Origin of the sequence: Acrocarpospora catenulata (assembly GCF_018476525.1) — a bacterium.
GTDB classification, from domain to species: Bacteria; Actinomycetota; Actinomycetes; order Streptosporangiales; family Streptosporangiaceae; genus Acrocarpospora; species Acrocarpospora catenulata.
In genome coordinates this window covers 48,514-64,755 of sequence record NZ_JAHCST010000030.1, presented here as the reverse complement: position 1 = coordinate 64,755, position 16,242 = coordinate 48,514, and the positions used below count along the sequence as shown (strand labels likewise).

At 68.9% G+C, this 16,242-nt stretch carries 13 protein-coding genes; 8 read left to right on the top strand and 5 right to left on the bottom strand.

Annotated elements, in window-relative coordinates:
- Nucleotide 1 precedes the first annotated feature (1 nt).
- From KIP79_RS26945 to KIP79_RS26930, 4 genes are all read right to left on the bottom strand, one after another.
- The gene (locus tag KIP79_RS26945) at nucleotides 2–793 is read right to left on the bottom strand and encodes an MBL fold metallo-hydrolase (RefSeq protein WP_308169911.1); all 792 of its coding nucleotides are present in this window, start codon (nucleotides 791–793) and stop codon (nucleotides 2–4) included.
- A 62-nt stretch (nucleotides 794–855) separates the two neighbouring features.
- A complete protein-coding gene (locus tag KIP79_RS26940; protein ID WP_214107721.1) occupies nucleotides 856–3,690 on the bottom strand; it encodes a vitamin B12-dependent ribonucleotide reductase in 2,835 nt (944 codons plus the stop codon).
- A 162-nt stretch (nucleotides 3,691–3,852) separates the two neighbouring features.
- Nucleotides 3,853–4,326 carry a transcriptional regulator NrdR gene (nrdR, locus tag KIP79_RS26935; RefSeq protein WP_214107720.1) on the bottom strand — a complete coding sequence of 158 codons (474 nt, stop codon included), beginning with the start codon at nucleotides 4,324–4,326 and terminating at the stop codon, nucleotides 3,853–3,855.
- A 363-nt stretch (nucleotides 4,327–4,689) separates the two neighbouring features.
- Nucleotides 4,690–4,968: a LysM peptidoglycan-binding domain-containing protein gene (locus KIP79_RS26930; protein ID WP_214107719.1), complete on the bottom strand. Its 279-nt coding sequence runs from the start codon at nucleotides 4,966–4,968 to the stop codon at nucleotides 4,690–4,692.
- A gap of 548 nt (nucleotides 4,969–5,516) precedes the next feature.
- On the opposite strand from KIP79_RS26930, the gene lexA reads away from it, so the two are divergent.
- The 8 genes from lexA (at nucleotide 5,517) to KIP79_RS26890 (ending at nucleotide 13,898) form a co-directional block, all read left to right on the top strand.
- The gene (lexA, locus tag KIP79_RS26925; RefSeq protein ID WP_214107754.1) at nucleotides 5,517–6,218 is read left to right on the top strand and encodes a transcriptional repressor LexA; all 702 of its coding nucleotides are present in this window, start codon (nucleotides 5,517–5,519) and stop codon (nucleotides 6,216–6,218) included.
- A 196-nt stretch (nucleotides 6,219–6,414) separates the two neighbouring features.
- Nucleotides 6,415–7,548 carry an FAD-dependent monooxygenase gene (locus KIP79_RS26920; RefSeq protein WP_214107718.1) on the top strand — a complete coding sequence of 378 codons (1,134 nt, stop codon included), beginning with the start codon at nucleotides 6,415–6,417 and terminating at the stop codon, nucleotides 7,546–7,548.
- A 37-nt stretch (nucleotides 7,549–7,585) separates the two neighbouring features.
- The gene (locus KIP79_RS26915; RefSeq protein WP_214107717.1) at nucleotides 7,586–8,698 is read left to right on the top strand and encodes a substrate-binding domain-containing protein; all 1,113 of its coding nucleotides are present in this window, start codon (nucleotides 7,586–7,588) and stop codon (nucleotides 8,696–8,698) included.
- Nucleotides 8,683–10,185 carry a sugar ABC transporter ATP-binding protein gene (locus tag KIP79_RS26910; RefSeq protein WP_214107716.1) on the top strand — a complete coding sequence of 501 codons (1,503 nt, stop codon included), beginning with the start codon at nucleotides 8,683–8,685 and terminating at the stop codon, nucleotides 10,183–10,185. Before KIP79_RS26915 ends, KIP79_RS26910 begins: the two co-directional genes overlap by 16 nt.
- Nucleotides 10,182–11,264 (top strand): ABC transporter permease, encoded by a 1,083-nt coding sequence (locus tag KIP79_RS26905; protein ID WP_214107715.1) that lies wholly within the window; start codon nucleotides 10,182–10,184, stop codon nucleotides 11,262–11,264. The genes KIP79_RS26910 and KIP79_RS26905 overlap by 4 nt, the downstream gene beginning before the upstream one ends.
- 52 nt (nucleotides 11,265–11,316) lie before the next feature.
- Nucleotides 11,317–12,198: a LysR family transcriptional regulator gene (locus tag KIP79_RS26900; RefSeq protein ID WP_214107714.1), complete on the top strand. Its 882-nt coding sequence runs from the start codon at nucleotides 11,317–11,319 to the stop codon at nucleotides 12,196–12,198.
- Between the two features lie 98 nt (nucleotides 12,199–12,296).
- Entirely contained in the window at nucleotides 12,297–12,701 is a 405-nt protein-coding gene (locus tag KIP79_RS26895) for a cupin domain-containing protein (protein ID WP_214107713.1), read from the top strand.
- Nucleotides 12,702–12,779: 78 nt separating this feature from the next.
- Nucleotides 12,780–13,898: a MalY/PatB family protein gene (locus KIP79_RS26890; protein WP_214107712.1), complete on the top strand. Its 1,119-nt coding sequence runs from the start codon at nucleotides 12,780–12,782 to the stop codon at nucleotides 13,896–13,898.
- Nucleotides 13,899–13,993: 95 nt separating this feature from the next.
- Here the strand turns inward: KIP79_RS26890 and KIP79_RS26885 are convergent, their stop codons facing one another.
- Entirely contained in the window at nucleotides 13,994–16,171 is a 2,178-nt protein-coding gene (locus tag KIP79_RS26885; protein WP_214107711.1) for a cellulase family glycosylhydrolase, read from the bottom strand.
- Nucleotides 16,172–16,242: the final 71 nt, after the last annotated feature.

Genomic DNA, 16,242 nt, shown 5'->3' with positions numbered 1-16,242 from the left:
TTCAGACCCGTGCCAGAGCCTCCCGAGTGAACTCCTCCGGGTAGGGCGAGCGCTCAACCGCCGCCTCCACCGGTATCAGCCCCGCCCTGACGTCCACGCAGAGCCGCGCCACCAGCGCGATCTCCTCCCGCTGGGTACGGACGAAGTCCGCGTCCACCGGCTCCCCGTGCCCGGGCACCACGGTCACCGGCTCCAGCCCGAGCACCGCGTCCAGGGCCAGCGGCCAAGCCGCCGGATAGGCGTCCCCGAACGCGGGCGGCGCCCCCTGCTCGACCAGATCCCCGGCGAACACCACCCCGGCGTCCGGCACCTGGACCACCAGATCATGATCGGTGTGCCCCGGCCCCGGCGCGACCAGCCGCACCAGCCGCCCACCAAGATCAAGATTCCCACCGGGCCACGCGTCCGGCATTATCACCCGCGCCCGCTCCAGCCGCTCGGCCAGCTCCGGCCTGCCCTCGCTCCGGTACCTCCCGGCCCATTCCGCCCGCTGCGCCTCCGCGGTCTCCCGCAACGCGATCCGGCACCGCGCATGCCCCCAGACCGCGGCCCCCTCGAACGCCGCCGTCCCGAAAGCATGATCGAAGTGCGCATGCGTGATCACCACCGTCCACGGCAACGGCGTCAACTCCCGCACCGCCGCCGCGAACTCGGCCCCCTGCACCTCATCCGCACCGGTGTCCACAACCAGACACCACCGCTCCCCGATCACCACCCCGAGCGACAGATCCAACTCCCGATACCGCCGGACCCAGACCCCGTCCCCGACCTGCACCCACCGGGCCGCGTCCACACCGTCCCCCTCCCGTCCCACCGGGGCCGAGGAAATCCCCTCGGCCCCGGGAGGCGACATGATCAGCTGCAGCCGCTGGTGCTGCCGCAGCCCTCGCAGACGTAGCAGCTGCCGGCTGGGCGCATCTTGGTGCCGCAGGTCAGGCAGAGGGGGGCGTCCGCGGTGCGGCCCTGGTGGCTTTCCAGGGAGCCGGCCACGGTGCGGGTGGTCGGGGCGGGCAGCGAGGTGGGGGCGGGGCGGGGGGCCGGGTGTTCCTCGATGGGGGCCGACTGGGCCAGGGTCGCGGTGTCGACCAGGGCCGCCGGGTCCTCCCCACGCTGCTGGGCGGAGCGCTCGGCGGCCGAGAAGATGCCCAGCGCCGCGCGGTCCTCGTACGGCAGGTAGTCCAGGGCCAGCCGGCGGAAGATGTAGTCCATCACCGACTGGGCCATGCGCACGTCCGGGTCGTCGGTCATGCCGGCCGGCTCGAAGCGCATGTTGACGAACTTCTGCACGTAGGTGTCCAGCGGCACGCCGTACTGGAGGCCGATGGAGATGGCGACGGAGAAGGCGTCCATGACGCCCGCGAGGGTGGAGCCCTGCTTGGACATCTTCAGGAAGACCTCGCCCAGACCGTCCTCCGGGTAGGAGGAGGCGGTCATGTAGCCCTTGGCGCCGCCCACCGTGAACCGGGTGGTGATGCTGGGGCGCTGGTTGGGCATGCGCCGCCGGGTCGGCCGGGCCACCTCGATGACCTTGACCTCCGGCTCGGCGACGACCGTCTCCTCGGCCTTCTCGGTCTTCTTGGTCGCCGAGAGCGGCTGGCCCACCTTGCAGTTGTCCCGGTAGACGGCCAGCGCCTTCAGGCCGAGCTTCCAGCCCTCCAGGTAGACCTGCTCGATGTCGTCGACGGAGGCCGACTCGGGCAGGTTGACCGTCTTGGAGATCGCGCCGGACAGGAACGGCTGGGTGGCCGCCATCATCCGCACGTGGCCCATCGGGGCGATGGCCCGCTCGCCCATCGCGCAGTCGAACACCTCGTAGTGCTCCGGCCGCAGCCCGGGCGCGTCCACCACGTGGCCGTGCTCGGCGATGTAGGCGACGATCGCCTCGACCTGCTCCTCCGGGTAGCCGAGCTGGCGCAGCGCGCGCGGGATGGTCTGGTTGACGATCTGCATGGAGCCGCCGCCGACCAGCTTCTTGAACTTGACCAGGGCCAGGTCGGGCTCGATGCCGGTGGTGTCGCAGTCCATCATCAGGCCGATGGTGCCGGTCGGGGCCAGCAGGGAGGCCTGCGCGTTCCGGTAGCCGTGCTTCTCGCCCAGCTTCAGGCACTCCTGCCACTGCTTGCCGGCCTCGGCGTGGATGGCCAGGTCCATGCCGCCGAGCGTGCGCAGGTCGTCGTTGGCGGCGGCGTGCTTGCGCATGACCCGCTTGTGCGGCTCGGCGTTGCGCTGGTACCCGTCGTACGGCCCGACGATGCCGGCCAGTTCGGCGGAGCGGCGGTAGGAGGTGCCGGTCATCAGCGAGGTGATCGCTCCAGCGATGGCCCGGCCGCCGTCGGAGTCATAGGCGTGGCCGGTGGCCATCAGCAGGGCGCCCAGGTTGGCGTAGCCGATGCCGAGCTGCCGGTACGCCCGGGTGGTTTCGGCGATCTTCTCGGTCGGGAAGTCGGCGAAGGTGATGGAGATGTCCATCGCCGTGATGATCAGCTCGGTCAGCCGGACGAAGGCGGCGATGTCGAAGGTGTCATCGTCCTTCAGGAACTTCAGCAGGTTGATCGAGGCCAGGTTGCACGAGGAGTTGTCCAGGTGCACGTACTCGGAGCACGGGTTGGACGCGGTGATCCGCCCGGTCTCCGGGCAGGTGTGCCAGTCGTTGATGGTGTCGTCGTACTGCACGCCGGGGTCGGCGCACTCCCAGGCGGCCTGGGCCATCTTCCGGAACAGGTCGCGGGCCTCGACCTTCTCGATGATCTCGCCGGTGAGCCGGGCCCGCAGGCCGAACTGCTCGCCGTTCTCGACCGCGCGCATGAACTCGTCGGAGACCCGGACCGAGTTGTTGGCGTTCTGGTACTGCACGGAGACGATGTCCTTGCCGCCCAGGTCCATGTCGAAACCGGCGTCCCGGAGGGCGCGGATCTTGTCCTCCTCACGGGCCTTGGTCTCGATGAACTCCTCGATGTCCGGGTGATCGACGTCGAGGACCACCATCTTGGCGGCCCGGCGGGTGGCGCCGCCGGACTTGATGGTGCCGGCCGAGGCGTCGGCGCCGCGCATGAACGAGACCGGGCCGCTGGCGGTGCCGCCGCTGGAGAGCAGTTCCTTGGAGGAACGGATCCGGGACAGGTTGACCCCGGAGCCGGAGCCACCCTTGAAGATCACACCCTCTTCCTTGTACCAGTCGAGGATGGACTCCATCTGGTCGTCCACGGCCAGGATGAAGCACGCGCTGACCTGCTGCGGAGAGGCCGTGCCGACGTTGAACCAGACCGGGGAGTTGAAGCTGAACAGCTGGTGGACCAAGGCGTGCTTGAGCTCGTGGTCGAAGATTTCGGCGTCCTCGTCGGTGGCGAAGTAGCCGTTCTCGATGCCCGTCCGGGTGTAGACGCCGACCACGCGGTCAACCAGGGCCTTCAGGCTCCACTCCCGCTGGGGGGTGCCGACCGCGCCGCGGAAGTACTTGGTCGTGACGATGTTGGCGGCGTTCACGGACCAGAAGTCGGGAAACTCGACTCCGCGCTGCTCGAAGTTGACCGAGCCATCCCGCCAGTTCGTCATGACGACGTCACGGCGCTCCCACTGGATCTGGTCGTACGGGTGCACGCCGGCGGTGGTGAAGATGCGCTTCATCTTCAGCCCCTTGGCGCGGCCCCGCTTGCCCCCACGTGCGGATGTGCCGTTGACGGTCTCCGTCATGACTCCCCCTTCCGGGGCTCTTTCGCGCCCCTCGTGTACCAAACCGGTCGTGTCCGATGGCTGGAGCCGGGGATGGGTCCCCGGTGCCACGGAAGCTCAGTTGTTCTGCTTTGATGCTCTAACTGACATTGTTCAACTCAATGTCCGCTTAATGCATCTATGTCAGGTTGTTCGGTGCTCGGCGTTCCTGACGGCGGCCGTGCGGAGGCGTTCGATCTCGGCCTCGAAGTCGGCCAGGGTCTCGAAGCTCCGGTAGACCGAGGCGAAGCGCAGGTAGGCCACCTCGTCCAGGTCGCCGAGCGGGCCGAGGATCGCCAGGCCGATCTCGTGGGAGGGGATCTCCGCCGTTCCGGTGGCCCTGATCGCCTCCTCCACCCGCTGTCCCAGCTGGGCGAGAGCGTCCTCGCTCACCGGGCGGCCCTGACAGGCCCGGCGCACCCCGGCGACCACCTTGTCGCGGGAGAACGCCTCGGTGACTCCACTGCGTTTGCTCACCATCAGCAGCACCGTCTCCTGGGTCGTGAACCGGCGACCGCACTCCGGGCACGTGCGGCGGCGGCGAATGGCGCTGCCGTCATCCGTCGAGCGGCTGTCGACCACCCGCGTGTCCGGGTGGCGACAGAACGGACAGTGCACGCCTTCGCCCCCTTCCGGTTCAACTACCCCGCGCCACCCCTACTTCCCATTTCAGCCCTCTTCAGGGAAGGCTTCCGCACGCCCCGCAAACTGGTACGGTGCGCCTAGAGAAACACAAGAGGTGGGTGAACTACACGGTTGTGACCACTAGATGTTGTGGTCCAACCTAGAAGCACCCACCGTTGATCGCAAGTCGGCTACGACGATCCAGGTGAAGTTCCAGCTCAACGAGACCGCGCCCACGCCGCTCGGGCGTGTCGGCCCCACAGACCCCACCGGCCTCGTTGACCCCATGCCGACCGCACGGCGACGGTCGGTGATGAGCACCGTCCGTCGCCGCCAGCAGAGAACGGTAGACGACCTTCAGCCGGCGTGGCCGCTGGGTAAGTAAAGCTTGGTTCCAGGGCGGATCAGCGAGTCCGAGAGGCCGTTGATGTTCTTGATCTGACGGATCAACTCGGCCGGATTCTCGTCCTCGCCGACCGCCACCGCGATCTCCCAGAGGGTGTCACCGTCCTGCACGGTCACCCACGGCAGGCCCGAGCGATCAGGACCGACCGGCGAGGTCGAGGCGGTGACGGCGGCGCGGGTGCCCAGCCAGAGCACGGTCAGCGCCAACCCGGCCACGATCGCGACCAGCACCACGCGACCTCTGCGCGTGAGCCGTACGCCCGGACGCGGGTGCCGGACATCGGGCCTCGGCCCTTCCCGCTCCCCCTTACGCGAGGAACCGGCGGACCGAGCGGCGGCCGGCCGAACCGAAGGCTCCGCGTCGGCGGAGCCCTGCGGGGTCGAAAAGACAGCCGCGATCGGGAAGGAGATCGCGGCGGAGATCGGAGTCGGCGGGGAAACCGATGACGCGAACGGGGTCGCGACCTCGGACGAAGCCGAGGTGGGAACCGGCGCCGGGTGCGGCGTCGGGAGGGGTATCAGGTTGGCAGGCTCTGGGGACGTTTCCGTGGCTCGCATCGCCACCTCCAGCACCGGGGAAGATCCAAATCCTGGAAGAAAGATCGCCGAATCGAACACGGTGTCGATCGAACTCCCGTACGATGTTGTACACCACGAGGGCCGCAGTTTCGAGGGCTATCGAACAATTGTTTGATATTGATCTTGAATCGCGGTACGGTCGCTCTGAGCGACTTTGGGAACACGGATTGGGAGGTGCCCGGGTGAACAGCGATGGTCTGGTGAACCAGCACGACGAGAGCGTGAGCGACCTGGCGGTTCGTCGGCGCGACTCGCTGGGCCTCACCCCACGGCAGCGAAAGATCCTTGAGGTGATCCGCGACTCGGTGCAGCAGCGCGGCTATCCGCCGTCCATGCGCGAGATCGGCGAGGCGGTTCAGCTGACCAGCACCTCAAGCGTGTCCCACCAGCTCACCGCCCTGCAGCGCAAGGGCTACCTGCGCCGCGACCCGCACCGCCCGCGCGCCCTCGAGGTCCGGCTGCCCGGCGAGCCCGTCCTCTGGGTGGACCCCGACGCCAACGAGGAAGACTCCGGCTTCAACCGCCCCACGGCGGCCTACGTCCCCCTGGTCGGCCGCATCGCCGCCGGTGGGCCCATCCTGGCCGAGCAGAGCATCGAAGACGTCTTCGCCCTGCCCAAGCAACTGGTCGGCGAGGGCACCCTCTTCCTCCTCCAGGTCTCCGGCGACTCCATGATCGACGCGGCCATCGCCGACGGCGACTGGGTCGTCGTCCGCCAGCAGCCCGTGGCCGACAACGGCGACATCGTGGCCGCCATGATCGACGGCGAAGCCACCGTCAAGACCTTCAAGCGCAAGGACAACCACGTCTGGCTCGTCCCCCACAACCCCAACTACGAGCCCATCCCCGGCGACGAGGCCACCGTCCTGGGCAAGGTAACGGCCGTCCTCCGCAAGCTCTAGCAGCGACAGCGACAAATCCGCTGCAAGCCCCGGCCCCCCAGCCGGGGCTTTTTCGTATCCGTGGTCGGCGCCGTCTGACGTTGAGTGACGTATAGCTTCTTTCTATCGCTATATGGCATATATGCATATTTGTCCGATCGCCTGTGGGTCTGGTTTCGTAGCCGCACCAAGTCACCCGGGTGAGAGGAGCGGATACGTGGATCGAACGGGACGCGGGCGCGTGCTGGTCGTGGGTGGCGGAATCGCCGGTCTGAGTCTCGCCTGTGGGCTGGCCTCGACGGGATGGTCCGTCCGGGTGGTCGAGATCGGCAACGGCTCCCCCGGAGGGTCCGGTCTGGGCTTCTGGCCCTACGCGTTCCGCGCCCTCGAGACGCTCGGCCTGCGCGAGCAGGTGGCGCGCATCGGCTTCGACAACAAGGTCGTGCACCTGTGCGAGTCGGACGGCACCGTCGTGGACATCACGAAGAACCTCCACATCCAGGCGGCCGACCTGCCGGCCGAATTCATCATGGCCCGACCGGCGCTCGCCCGCGTGCTGCGCGAGGAGGCCGCCGCCAGGGGCGTGGAGGTGCGCTACAACCTCACCTTCGTCGACATGGTCCAGTCGGATGACGCCGTGGAGGTCAACTTCACCGACGGGTCGTACGGCCGATTCGACTTCGTCGTGGGCGCCGACGGCACGAACTCGGCGGTGCGCCGCCAGTACATCGATCCGCACCTGCGCGGGGAGACCGCCGACGGTGGCTTCTTCCGGACGCTGTTGCCGGCCTCCGAACTCATCGGGCACGGCTACGCGTTCCGGGGCGATGACGGGATCGTCTACATGTACCCGGCGGGCAGCGGCTACGTCTACGCCGGAATCTACGTCGGCAAATCGCGCGGCCGGTTGGAGACCACGGCGGCGCGCGAGGAGGCCGTGGCCGTCCTCGGCCGGTACTCCGCGCCGCAGACGGAGCACATGCGCGCGCTGGTCGCCGATCCGGCCGTGCCGATGAACTACCGCGAGGTCCAGTGCTACGTGGTCGCCAACCCCCACCGGGGCCGGCTGCTGCTGGTCGGTGACGCCGCGCACGCGATGCCGCCGAACCTCTCGGGTGGCGGAGGTATGGCGATCGAGGACGCCGCGGTGCTGACCGAGATGCTCGCCCACGCCACCACCGAGGATTTGCCAGAACTCCTGGGCGCCTACACGCACCGCCGCCTGCCACGGGTCGAGCGGGTGGTCAACGACTCGTGGACCGTGTACTGCCAGGGGCCGAGTCTCGACATCTGGTCGGGACAGTCCCAGATCTACGTCGACGCCTTCGACTGGCTCGCGCGTGCCGCCTAGCCGGACATCTGCAAGAAATGCAACAAAGGAGGGCCAGATGCCTTCAGGAATACGCGGTGTCTCATCCATTGTGGCGGCGCTCGCCGTCACCGCACTCCTGGCCGGCTGCTCGGACACGACCCGGATGGTCGCCGCCGAGCCCAGCCGGCCCGTCCGGACGGGCGCCGCGGATTCCGCGCTGACCTGGGACCCCCCGGCCAGGTGGTCCGGCCCGGACTCCGCTCCGGCCAGCGTACGCGGCAAGAACATCACGGTCGTGAACTGCACGAGCGCCTCGCCCGCCGTACAGGACATGGCCGAGGGGGTCTCCCAGGCGGCCAAGGCCCTCGGCTGGACCACCTCGATCATCGACGGGAAGTCCTCCCCCACGGTCCAGGTGTCGGCGATCGAGGGCGCGGTGAACTCGGGCACCGACGGCATCATCACCATGTGCATCGAGCCGTCCTCCGTGCCCACCGCCCTCCAGGCGGCGAAGAAGGCCGGGGTTCCGGTCATCAGCGCGTCGTCGTCGATCGAGGACACCCCGCTCATCGCGGGGTACGCCGCCTACCCGATGGTCGGGTACGGCAAGCTCCTCGCCGACTGGATCGTCAAGGACAGCGGCGGCACGGCCAACGTCGTCATCGTCGACACGCCGAACATGCCCGAGCTCACGCTCACCCAGCACACCCTCGCGGAAGAGCTGGCCAAGTGTCAGGGATGCACGGTCCTGGAGGTCGCCGAGATCTCCTTCGCCGACTCACTCTCCCCGAAGATGGGCTCGCTGATCGGCGCGCTCAACCAGCGGTACGGCAACCGGATGCAGTACCTCGTGCTCCCCTACGGCGGCGCGTGGGGCCAGGCCGGACCGGCGATCCGGGCGCTCAACCGCAGTGACCTCAAGGTCGCCGCCTACGACGGTGACGCGCTGCTGACCGAGGGATGCAAGAAGGGCCAGGTGCACGCGGTCGCCGCGTTCAACCTGCCCTGGCTCGGCTGGGCGGCGGTCGACCAGCTCAACCGGGTGTTCTCCGGCGGGGCGGCGCTCGACGACGTGCGGATCCCGGCGTTCCTGATGTCGCAGCAGAACTGCGGGGACGTCGTGGACGCGAGCAGCCTGGTGAAGCTCGACTTCGCGGCGGAGTACAAGCGGCTGTGGGGCGTCGGCTGACCATGGTGACCGACGGCACGGCGCTGCTTGAGGCGGCGGGGGTGGAGAAGGCGTTCGGGGCGACCCGCGCGCTCAAAGGCCTGGACTTCCGGCTGAAGGCCGGCGAGATCCACGCTTTGATCGGCGGGAACGGCGCGGGTAAGTCCACGTTCATCAAAATCCTCGCCGGGATCCACGACGCCGACGGCGGCAGCATCATCATCGCGGGCCGGCCCCTCGACGGGGCCGCGCGCTCGCTCCTGTCCTTCATCCACCAGGACGCGGGCCTGGTGCCGACGATGACGGTCGCGGAGAATTTCGGCCTCATCGCTGGTTTCCCCGGCCGGTTCGGCGTGGTGAACGACCGCGCGTTGCGGGCCACCGCACGCTCCGCGTTGGAGGAGCTCGGCGTGGCCATCGATCCGTCAGCGGTGGTCTCGACCCTGTCCACGGCGGACCGCGCGATGGTCGCCATCGCGCGGGCGGTGCGCACTCCCGCCCGGGTGCTCGTGCTCGACGAGCCGACGGCCAACCTGCCCGCCAGTGACGTGGCCCGCCTCTGGGAGATCGTCCGGGCCTTCGCGGCGCGTGGCGTCGGGATCGTGTACGTGACCCACCGCCTCAAGGAGGTCTTCCAGTACTGCGACCGGGTAACCGTGGTCCGGGACGGCGTCACCCGCGCGCAGCTCGACCCGGCTTCCCTCGACGAGCGCGAGCTCGCGCAGCTGGTCACCGGGACCCGGGCAGCGGCGGCCCCGGCCGGGCGGGGTTCGCCGGTCGCCGCCGCCGAACCCGTGCTCCAGGTCACCGGCCTGACCACGGCTCTCGTCCGGGACGTTACGTTCGAGGTTCGCCCCGGCGAGATCCTGGCACTCACCGGCCTGCGCGGTACTGGCCAGGACGAGGTCGCCGAGCGGCTGTTCGGCCTGGTCGCCGGGGCCGGCGAGATCACGGTGGCGGGGCGGCCCGTCCCGCTGCGCTCCCCCGCCGAGGCGCTCGCGGCAGGGATCGCCCACATCTCGGGCGACCGCGGCCAGACCCTCGCCCGGGGGTTGTCGATCACAGAGAACGTGCTGCTCAACCCCCGGTTCACGCACGCGCGTAGCTGGATCACCCGCCGCGCGCGGGAGCAGGCGGTCGCCAGGGCGGCCGTCACGAGGTTCGCGATCTCACCGCCGGACGAGACCGCACCCGTGGGGTCGCTCAGCGGCGGGAACGCGCAGAAGGTGGTCATCGCGCGGGCTGAGCAGGCCGACCCCCGGATCCTCGTGCTGCACGAGCCGACGTCGGGTGTCGACGTCGGCGCGCGCGCCGAGTTCTACGACGTCGTCAGGGCCCGCTGCGCGGGCGGCATGGCGGTGCTGCTGGTCAGCTCCGACTACGAGGAGGTGGAGATGCTCGCGGACCGGGTGCTCGTGTTCGCCGACGGACGTGTCGTCCAGACGATCGCCGGAAGTGACATCACCGAGAGCGCCGTCGCCGGGGCGGCCATGGGCGTGCGGCGATGACCGGCACGAACGCCGCACCGAACGTGCGGCCGGGACGCTCGACCCGCCGGGAGCCCGACCGGGCGGCCGGCGTCGCGATGAACATCGCATCGCGGTACGGGCTCGTCCTGATCCTGCTGCTGTCCGTCCTGGTGTTCGGGACGCTCAGCCCGTCGACGTTCCTGACCGCGGGGAACGTCGGCTCCATCGCGAGCACCCACGCGATCACGCTGATCCTGGCCCTGGCGGTGCTGCCCGCGCTCCTGGTCGGCCAGTTCGACTTCTCGGTGACCGGCACCTTCGGCGTGGCCAACGCGATCGTGGCGTACCTCGTGCTGGTGCAGGGCGCGTCGGTCTACCTCGCGATCGTGGTCGCGTCGGCGGCCGGCGCGCTGATCGGAATCGTGAACGGGCTCGCGGTGGTGCGGTTCGGGGTCAACTCGCTCATCGCCACACTCGGCACCGGGACCATCCTGGCCGGGTGTGCCAACGGCATCGCCGCCAGCGGCACGATCGTCGCCCGGGAACAGCTCGTCGACGGCCAGCGGGTGACCTTCGGGTTCCCCGACTGGTTCCTGTCCCTCGGGCAGGGCCGGGTGCTGGGCGTCGGCACGCCCTTCCTGATCGCGCTGGCCGCCGTCGTACTGATGTGGTTCGTGCTCGACCGTACGGCCACCGGCCGGCGACTGGTCGCCACGGGTGGGAACGTCACGGCGGCCCGGCTCAGCGGGGTCGACACCGATCGGGCCACCTTCGGCAGTTTCGTGGCCGGGGGTGTCGTCGCGGCGCTCGCCGGGGTGATCGTGACCGCGCAGCTCGGCAGCGGCCAGACCAACATCGCGGCATCGTTCCTGCTGCCCGCGTACGCCGGGGCGTACCTGGGAGCGACCACGATCCGGCCGGGACGGGTGAACGCGTGGGGCACCTTCGTCGGCGTCTACCTGGTCGGCGTGTGCGTCGCCGGGCTCCAGCAGCTCGGCGTCAGCGCCTGGGTTCAGGACGTCTTCAACGGCGCCGCCCTCATCGTCGCGGTCGGCGCGTCGGGGCAGCTCGCCCGCCTGGCGCGGCGCGGGCGGATCGGCCCGCGGCGGCCGGACTAGTGTCGGGTGTCGGAGGCGTAATGGGGAGCCAGCGGAAGGAGGGAGCTCGGAGATGGCCCGGGTAAGCCTGCGGCAACTGGAGTACTTCGTCGCGGTCGCCGAGATCGGCTCCTTCCGCCGTGCGGCGGAGGTGCTGTACGTTGCGCAACCCTCGCTGTCCTCCCAGATCGGCATGCTGGAGCACGAGATCGGCGGCGCCCTGCTCAACCGCCACGCGCGGGGGGTGTCGCTGACCCCGGCGGGCCGCATCTTCCTGCGGGAGGCGAAGACCACCCTGGCGTCCGTCGACCGGGCGGTCCGTCACTCACGGCTCGCCCTGGAGGGCAGCGCGGGCGAGATCCACTTCGCGACCGTGCACTCGATCGCGGCCGGTCTGGTGCCCCGGGCGCTCACGGCATGGCGGAGCGACCGACCGGGCGCGCTGGCCACGATGCAGGAGTTCCGCAGCGCGACCGAACTTGAACGCTCCACCGCGATGGGCCTGCACGACTTCGCGATCGGCCCGCTGCCGGACGCCGACTTCGCCCACCTCGAACCGCTGGGCGCCGAGGAGTTCGTCATCGTGCTGCCCGGCGGGGACGAGGCGCTCGCGTCCCCGGTCGTGAACCTGGCGGAGCTGGCCCGCCGTCCCTGGGTGCTCTTCCGCAAGGAGCACGGCCTGTCGATCGTGATGGACACCATCTTCGCCCTGCACGGCATCCACCCGAGCGGCGCAGTGTTCACCAGCCAGACCGATGTCGCGGTCAATCTCGCGATCGCCGGGCTCGGACCGACGATCGTGCCGAGCAACGTTGTGCCCGAACACCTGTCAGGGTTCTGCCGGTCGTTCGAGAAGCCGTACATGCGTGAGCTTTTCGTTTACTCGATGAATCCGAAGACGTCACTCGCGGACGGGTTCATCCAGTGTTTCAAGGACGTCCTCGCCGGGCGATAGGCGGAATCTATCGCCGTATCGCGGTTATTCGTCATGGTGCCCATGAATCGGGTCGTACTAGTTTCTTGTGTGTAAGGAATTGAACGGAGGGTTTTCCGGTGACAGTGCCTGTGGACGAGCAACTGGCCGGCGAGATCATCGCTGAGAACTTCGCGGGGTGGAGCGCGGAACTGCGGCGGGAGTTCGCCGACAACGCCCACAACCTCACCGTCGGCAGCATGCTGCTGTCCAGCACCGACCGGGTCCGTGTGTGGTACATCAAGCTGGCACCTGGTGAGCGGCTGCCCGCCCACCGCCACGTCAACGACTACTTCTGGACGGCGCTCAGGGACGGCCTCTCCATCCAGCACACCGACGACGGCGGCACCCGGAAGGTCGCCTACACCGCGGGCCAGACGCGGCATTTCTCGTTCGGAGCGGGTGAATACCTGCTGCACGATCTGTGCAACGTCGGTGACGGGCCGATCGAGTTCCTGACGGTCGAGCATCTCTCCGGCGACTAGACGACCGATTCCCAAGGTCAGGCGGTGCCCTTCGGGGTCCCTCGCGGTGGGGGGTTTGGGGGGAAATAGGGTGATGGCATGCGCGTGGAGCTTGGTGGGTTGTCGTTGGAGGAGGCTCGGAGGCGGGACGGGCTCAAGTGGACCCTGATCGGGCCGGGGGTCATTCCCGCCTGGGTGGCGGATATGGATTTTCCGCCGCCGGACGCCGTGAGAGAGGCGGTGTTGCGGCGGATCGACACGGACTTGGGGTATCCATCCTGGCTGGATGACTTTTCGGTGGGGCCACTGGCTGAGGCATTCGCGGAGAGGATGGAGGGAAGGTACGGGTTCCGGGCGGATCCAGGGCTGGTTCGGTCGTTTACCGATTTGAATCAGGCGCTTCAGATCGTGTTGCATCTGATGACCGAGCCGGGGGACGGGGTGGTGGTACACACACCGGCATATAACGCGTTTCTGGATACGCTCCGGACGATGGACCGGGTTCCCGTGCCGTTGCCCTTGATCGCGAACGGGGAGAGTTGGGAGTTCGCGGAGCCGGAGGGCACGGAGAATGCCAAGGTGCTTTTGCTGGTTAATCCGCATAATCCGACTGGGCATTGTTTTACCCGGGATGAGCTGGAAAGGCTGGCGGAGCTCGCGGAGCGGCATGATCTGATCGTGATCTCGGATGAGGTCCACGCCGATCTCGCCTTCGACGGGAACGTGCATATCCCGTTCGGGACGTTGCTGCCGGAGCGCACGGTCACGCTGACCTCGGCCAGCAAGGCGTTCAACATGGGCGGGGTGCACTGCGCCGTCGCACATCTGGGGCACGCCGGGGTGCGTGCGGCGCTGGCCGCGTACCCCGCGCACCTGTTCGGCGCCGCCGGGGTCCTGGGGGTGGAGGCCACGGTGGCGGCCTGGCGACACGGGGGCGACTGGCTGGCCGAAGTCCTGGCCGTCCTGGACCGCAACCGCAAAATGATCGCGGCGCGCATGCCGCCCGAGGTCACGTACCTGATACCGGAGGCCACCTACCTGGGCTGGCTGGATTTCGGCATCCCGGACGTGACGACCTTCCTGGAGCGGGAGGCGAAGGTCCGCCTGAATCCTGGCCCGCTCTTCGGCGCCCCGGACACCTTCGCACGCCTGAACTTCGGCACCTCGGGCCCGATCCTGGACGAGATTCTCACCAGGATCAGGGGAGTGCTCGACTGAAGGCGAGCGGCCCTCGCTCTCGACGGGAGAGCGAGGGCCGCTATCACCGTGAAACGGGGCGCTGGACAACCCAGGACGTCCAGCGACCCGCGTCGTCACGGTGAGGTGCAGGTGTAGCCGGAGGGCAGCGAGGTGTTGCCGTTCGGGCGGCTGGCCTGGAAGCCGAAGTTGGTGGTGCCGTTCGGGGCCAGGTTGCCGTTGGAGGCGGTGTTCTTGGCGGTCACGGTCTGGCCGCTGACGGTGAAGACCGCGTTCCAGGAGCCGGTGATGGTGTGCCCGGCGGGGAGGGTGAAGGTGACGGTCCAGCCGGTGATGGCGGAGGTGCCGGTGTTGCGCACGTCGACGGGCTGGATGACGTAGCCGTCCTGCCAGCTGGTCTGGGTGGTCGCGGTGACCGAGCAGCCGCCGGTGCTGCCACCGGTGGTGGTGACCGTCACGGTGTTGGAGACCGCCGACAGGTTGCCGGCCCCGTCACGGGCCCGGACCTGGAACCGGTAGGTCGTACCGGCGGTCAGACCGGTGGCGGCGAAGGAGTTGGTGGTCGAGGTGCCCACCACCGCGAAGGTGCCACCACTGGCCCCAGGGGCCCGGAGGATGTCGTACCCGGCCAGGCCGCTGCCACCCGAGTCGGTGGAGGCGGTCCAGGACAGGCTGGTCCCGGTCGAAGTCGTCCCCGACGCCGCCAGCGATGACGGAGTCGTGGGCGGCGTGGTGTCGGTCGCCGTCGTGGTCGTCACGGTGACCGTGTTGGAGACCGCCGACTGGTTGCCGGCGCCGTCACGAGCCCGGACCTGGAACCGGTAGGTCGAGCCCGCGGTGAGGCCGGTGACGGCGAAGGAGTTGGTGGTGGAGGTGCCGACCACGGCGAAGCTGCCGCCGCTGGTGCCGGGGGCCTGGAGGATGTCGTATCCGGCCAGGCCGCTGCCACCCGAGTCGGTGGAGGCGGTCCAGGACAGGCTGGTCCCGGTCGAAGTGGTACCCGACGCCGCCAGGGAGGACGGGGTCGTGGGCGGTGTGGTGTCGGTGGGCGGCGGGCTGGAGCCGCCGGGAACGGGGGCGATCAGGTACGGCTGGAGGATGGCCTGCTTGGCCGTCTGCACGGTCACCCAGTCATCCATCACGATGCCCCCGGTGTCCCCGGAGTTGGGGTTCCACGACCAGTAGGTGAAGGACATGCCGTTCACCCCGGTCCCGGTGTACTTCATGAGCTCGGTCAGCCAGATCCGGTCCACGTTGCTGGTCATCGTGGTCCCGAACTCGCCCATCATGATCGGCGCGATGTTCTGCTTGTACAGGTAGCCCCAGTACTTGTCCCAGATGGCGGGCATGTTCGCGGGGTAGGTCGGGTCGCTGAACCAGGCCTGGTTGTAGACCGAGGTGGCGTACTCGTGCGGCGAGTAGACCAGCCGGTTGGCCACGTTCAGCCGGACCGGGAACTCCCCGGCCTTGGAGAGGTTGCCGCCCCACCAGCCGCAGTCCTCGTCATTGCTGGGGTCGTTGTCCCAGACGTTGGAGAGCCCGCCGCTCGGGCAGCTGACCCCCTCAACGAAGATCAGCCAGTTCGGCTGCACGGCGAGGATGGCGTTGCCGGCCCGCTCGGCGGCCAGCCGCCAGTCCCGGCTCTCCACGCCACAGCCCCAGCAGGAGCCGGTGGCGTTCGGGTTGGTGCCATCGGCGTGCGGCTCGTTGTGCAGGTCGGCGCCGATGACGGTGGTGTTGCCGGCGTACCGCTGGGCCAGCATCCGCCAGTTGGCGATCCAGGTGCTCTCGGGCACCGTCGAGGTGTACCAGAGGGCCGACTGCCCGGCCGCGGTGGGCCGGTGCCGGTCCAGGATGATCCGCATGCCCTTGGACCCGGCGTACTCGATCACCTTGTCCAGGATCTGGAGCGGGGAGAGCCCGACCAGGTCCGGGTTGGTGAAGTCGTTGATGCCGGTGGCGACCGCGCCGGTCTTGAGCGCGTCGTCGGAGTAGGGCACCCGGATGGTGTTGTAGCCGAGCTGGGCCATGTGGTCGATCTGCGACTTCCAGGTCACACTCGCCCAGAGACCGTGGAACGTCTTGTTGTCGGTCTCCATGCCGAACCAGTTGATGCCGGTCAGGCGGACCGTCGCCCCCGTGGAGTCGAGGATTTTGTTGCCTGATGTGCGCAGATATCCAGTTCCGGTGCCGGCCGCGAGGGCCGGGGCACTGGTCGCGACGAGCATCGCCGCCACCATGCCCGCGCTCACCGCGAGCGCACCGAGGACTCTGCCGAGTCTCTTCCTGATCAAGGTAGACCGCCCTCCACCCTGGGGGCGGCCGCCATGAGCCGAAACGGTCAGCGCGCACCCCAAGAACCGCC

Bases quoted from the DNA above. Each gene is read 5' to 3' on its own strand.
- KIP79_RS26915 (WP_214107717.1), top strand. From the start codon at position 7,586: ATGCCTTCAGGAATACGCGGTGTCTCATCCATTGTGGCGGCGCTCGCC.
- KIP79_RS26905 (WP_214107715.1), top strand. From the start codon at position 10,182: ATGACCGGCACGAACGCCGCACCGAACGTGCGGCCGGGACGCTCGACC.
- KIP79_RS26890 (WP_214107712.1), top strand. From the start codon at position 12,780: ATGCGCGTGGAGCTTGGTGGGTTGTCGTTGGAGGAGGCTCGGAGGCGG.
- KIP79_RS26940 (WP_214107721.1), bottom strand. From the start codon at position 3,690: ATGACGGAGACCGTCAACGGCACATCCGCACGTGGGGGCAAGCGGGGC.
- KIP79_RS26900 (WP_214107714.1), top strand. From the start codon at position 11,317: ATGGCCCGGGTAAGCCTGCGGCAACTGGAGTACTTCGTCGCGGTCGCC.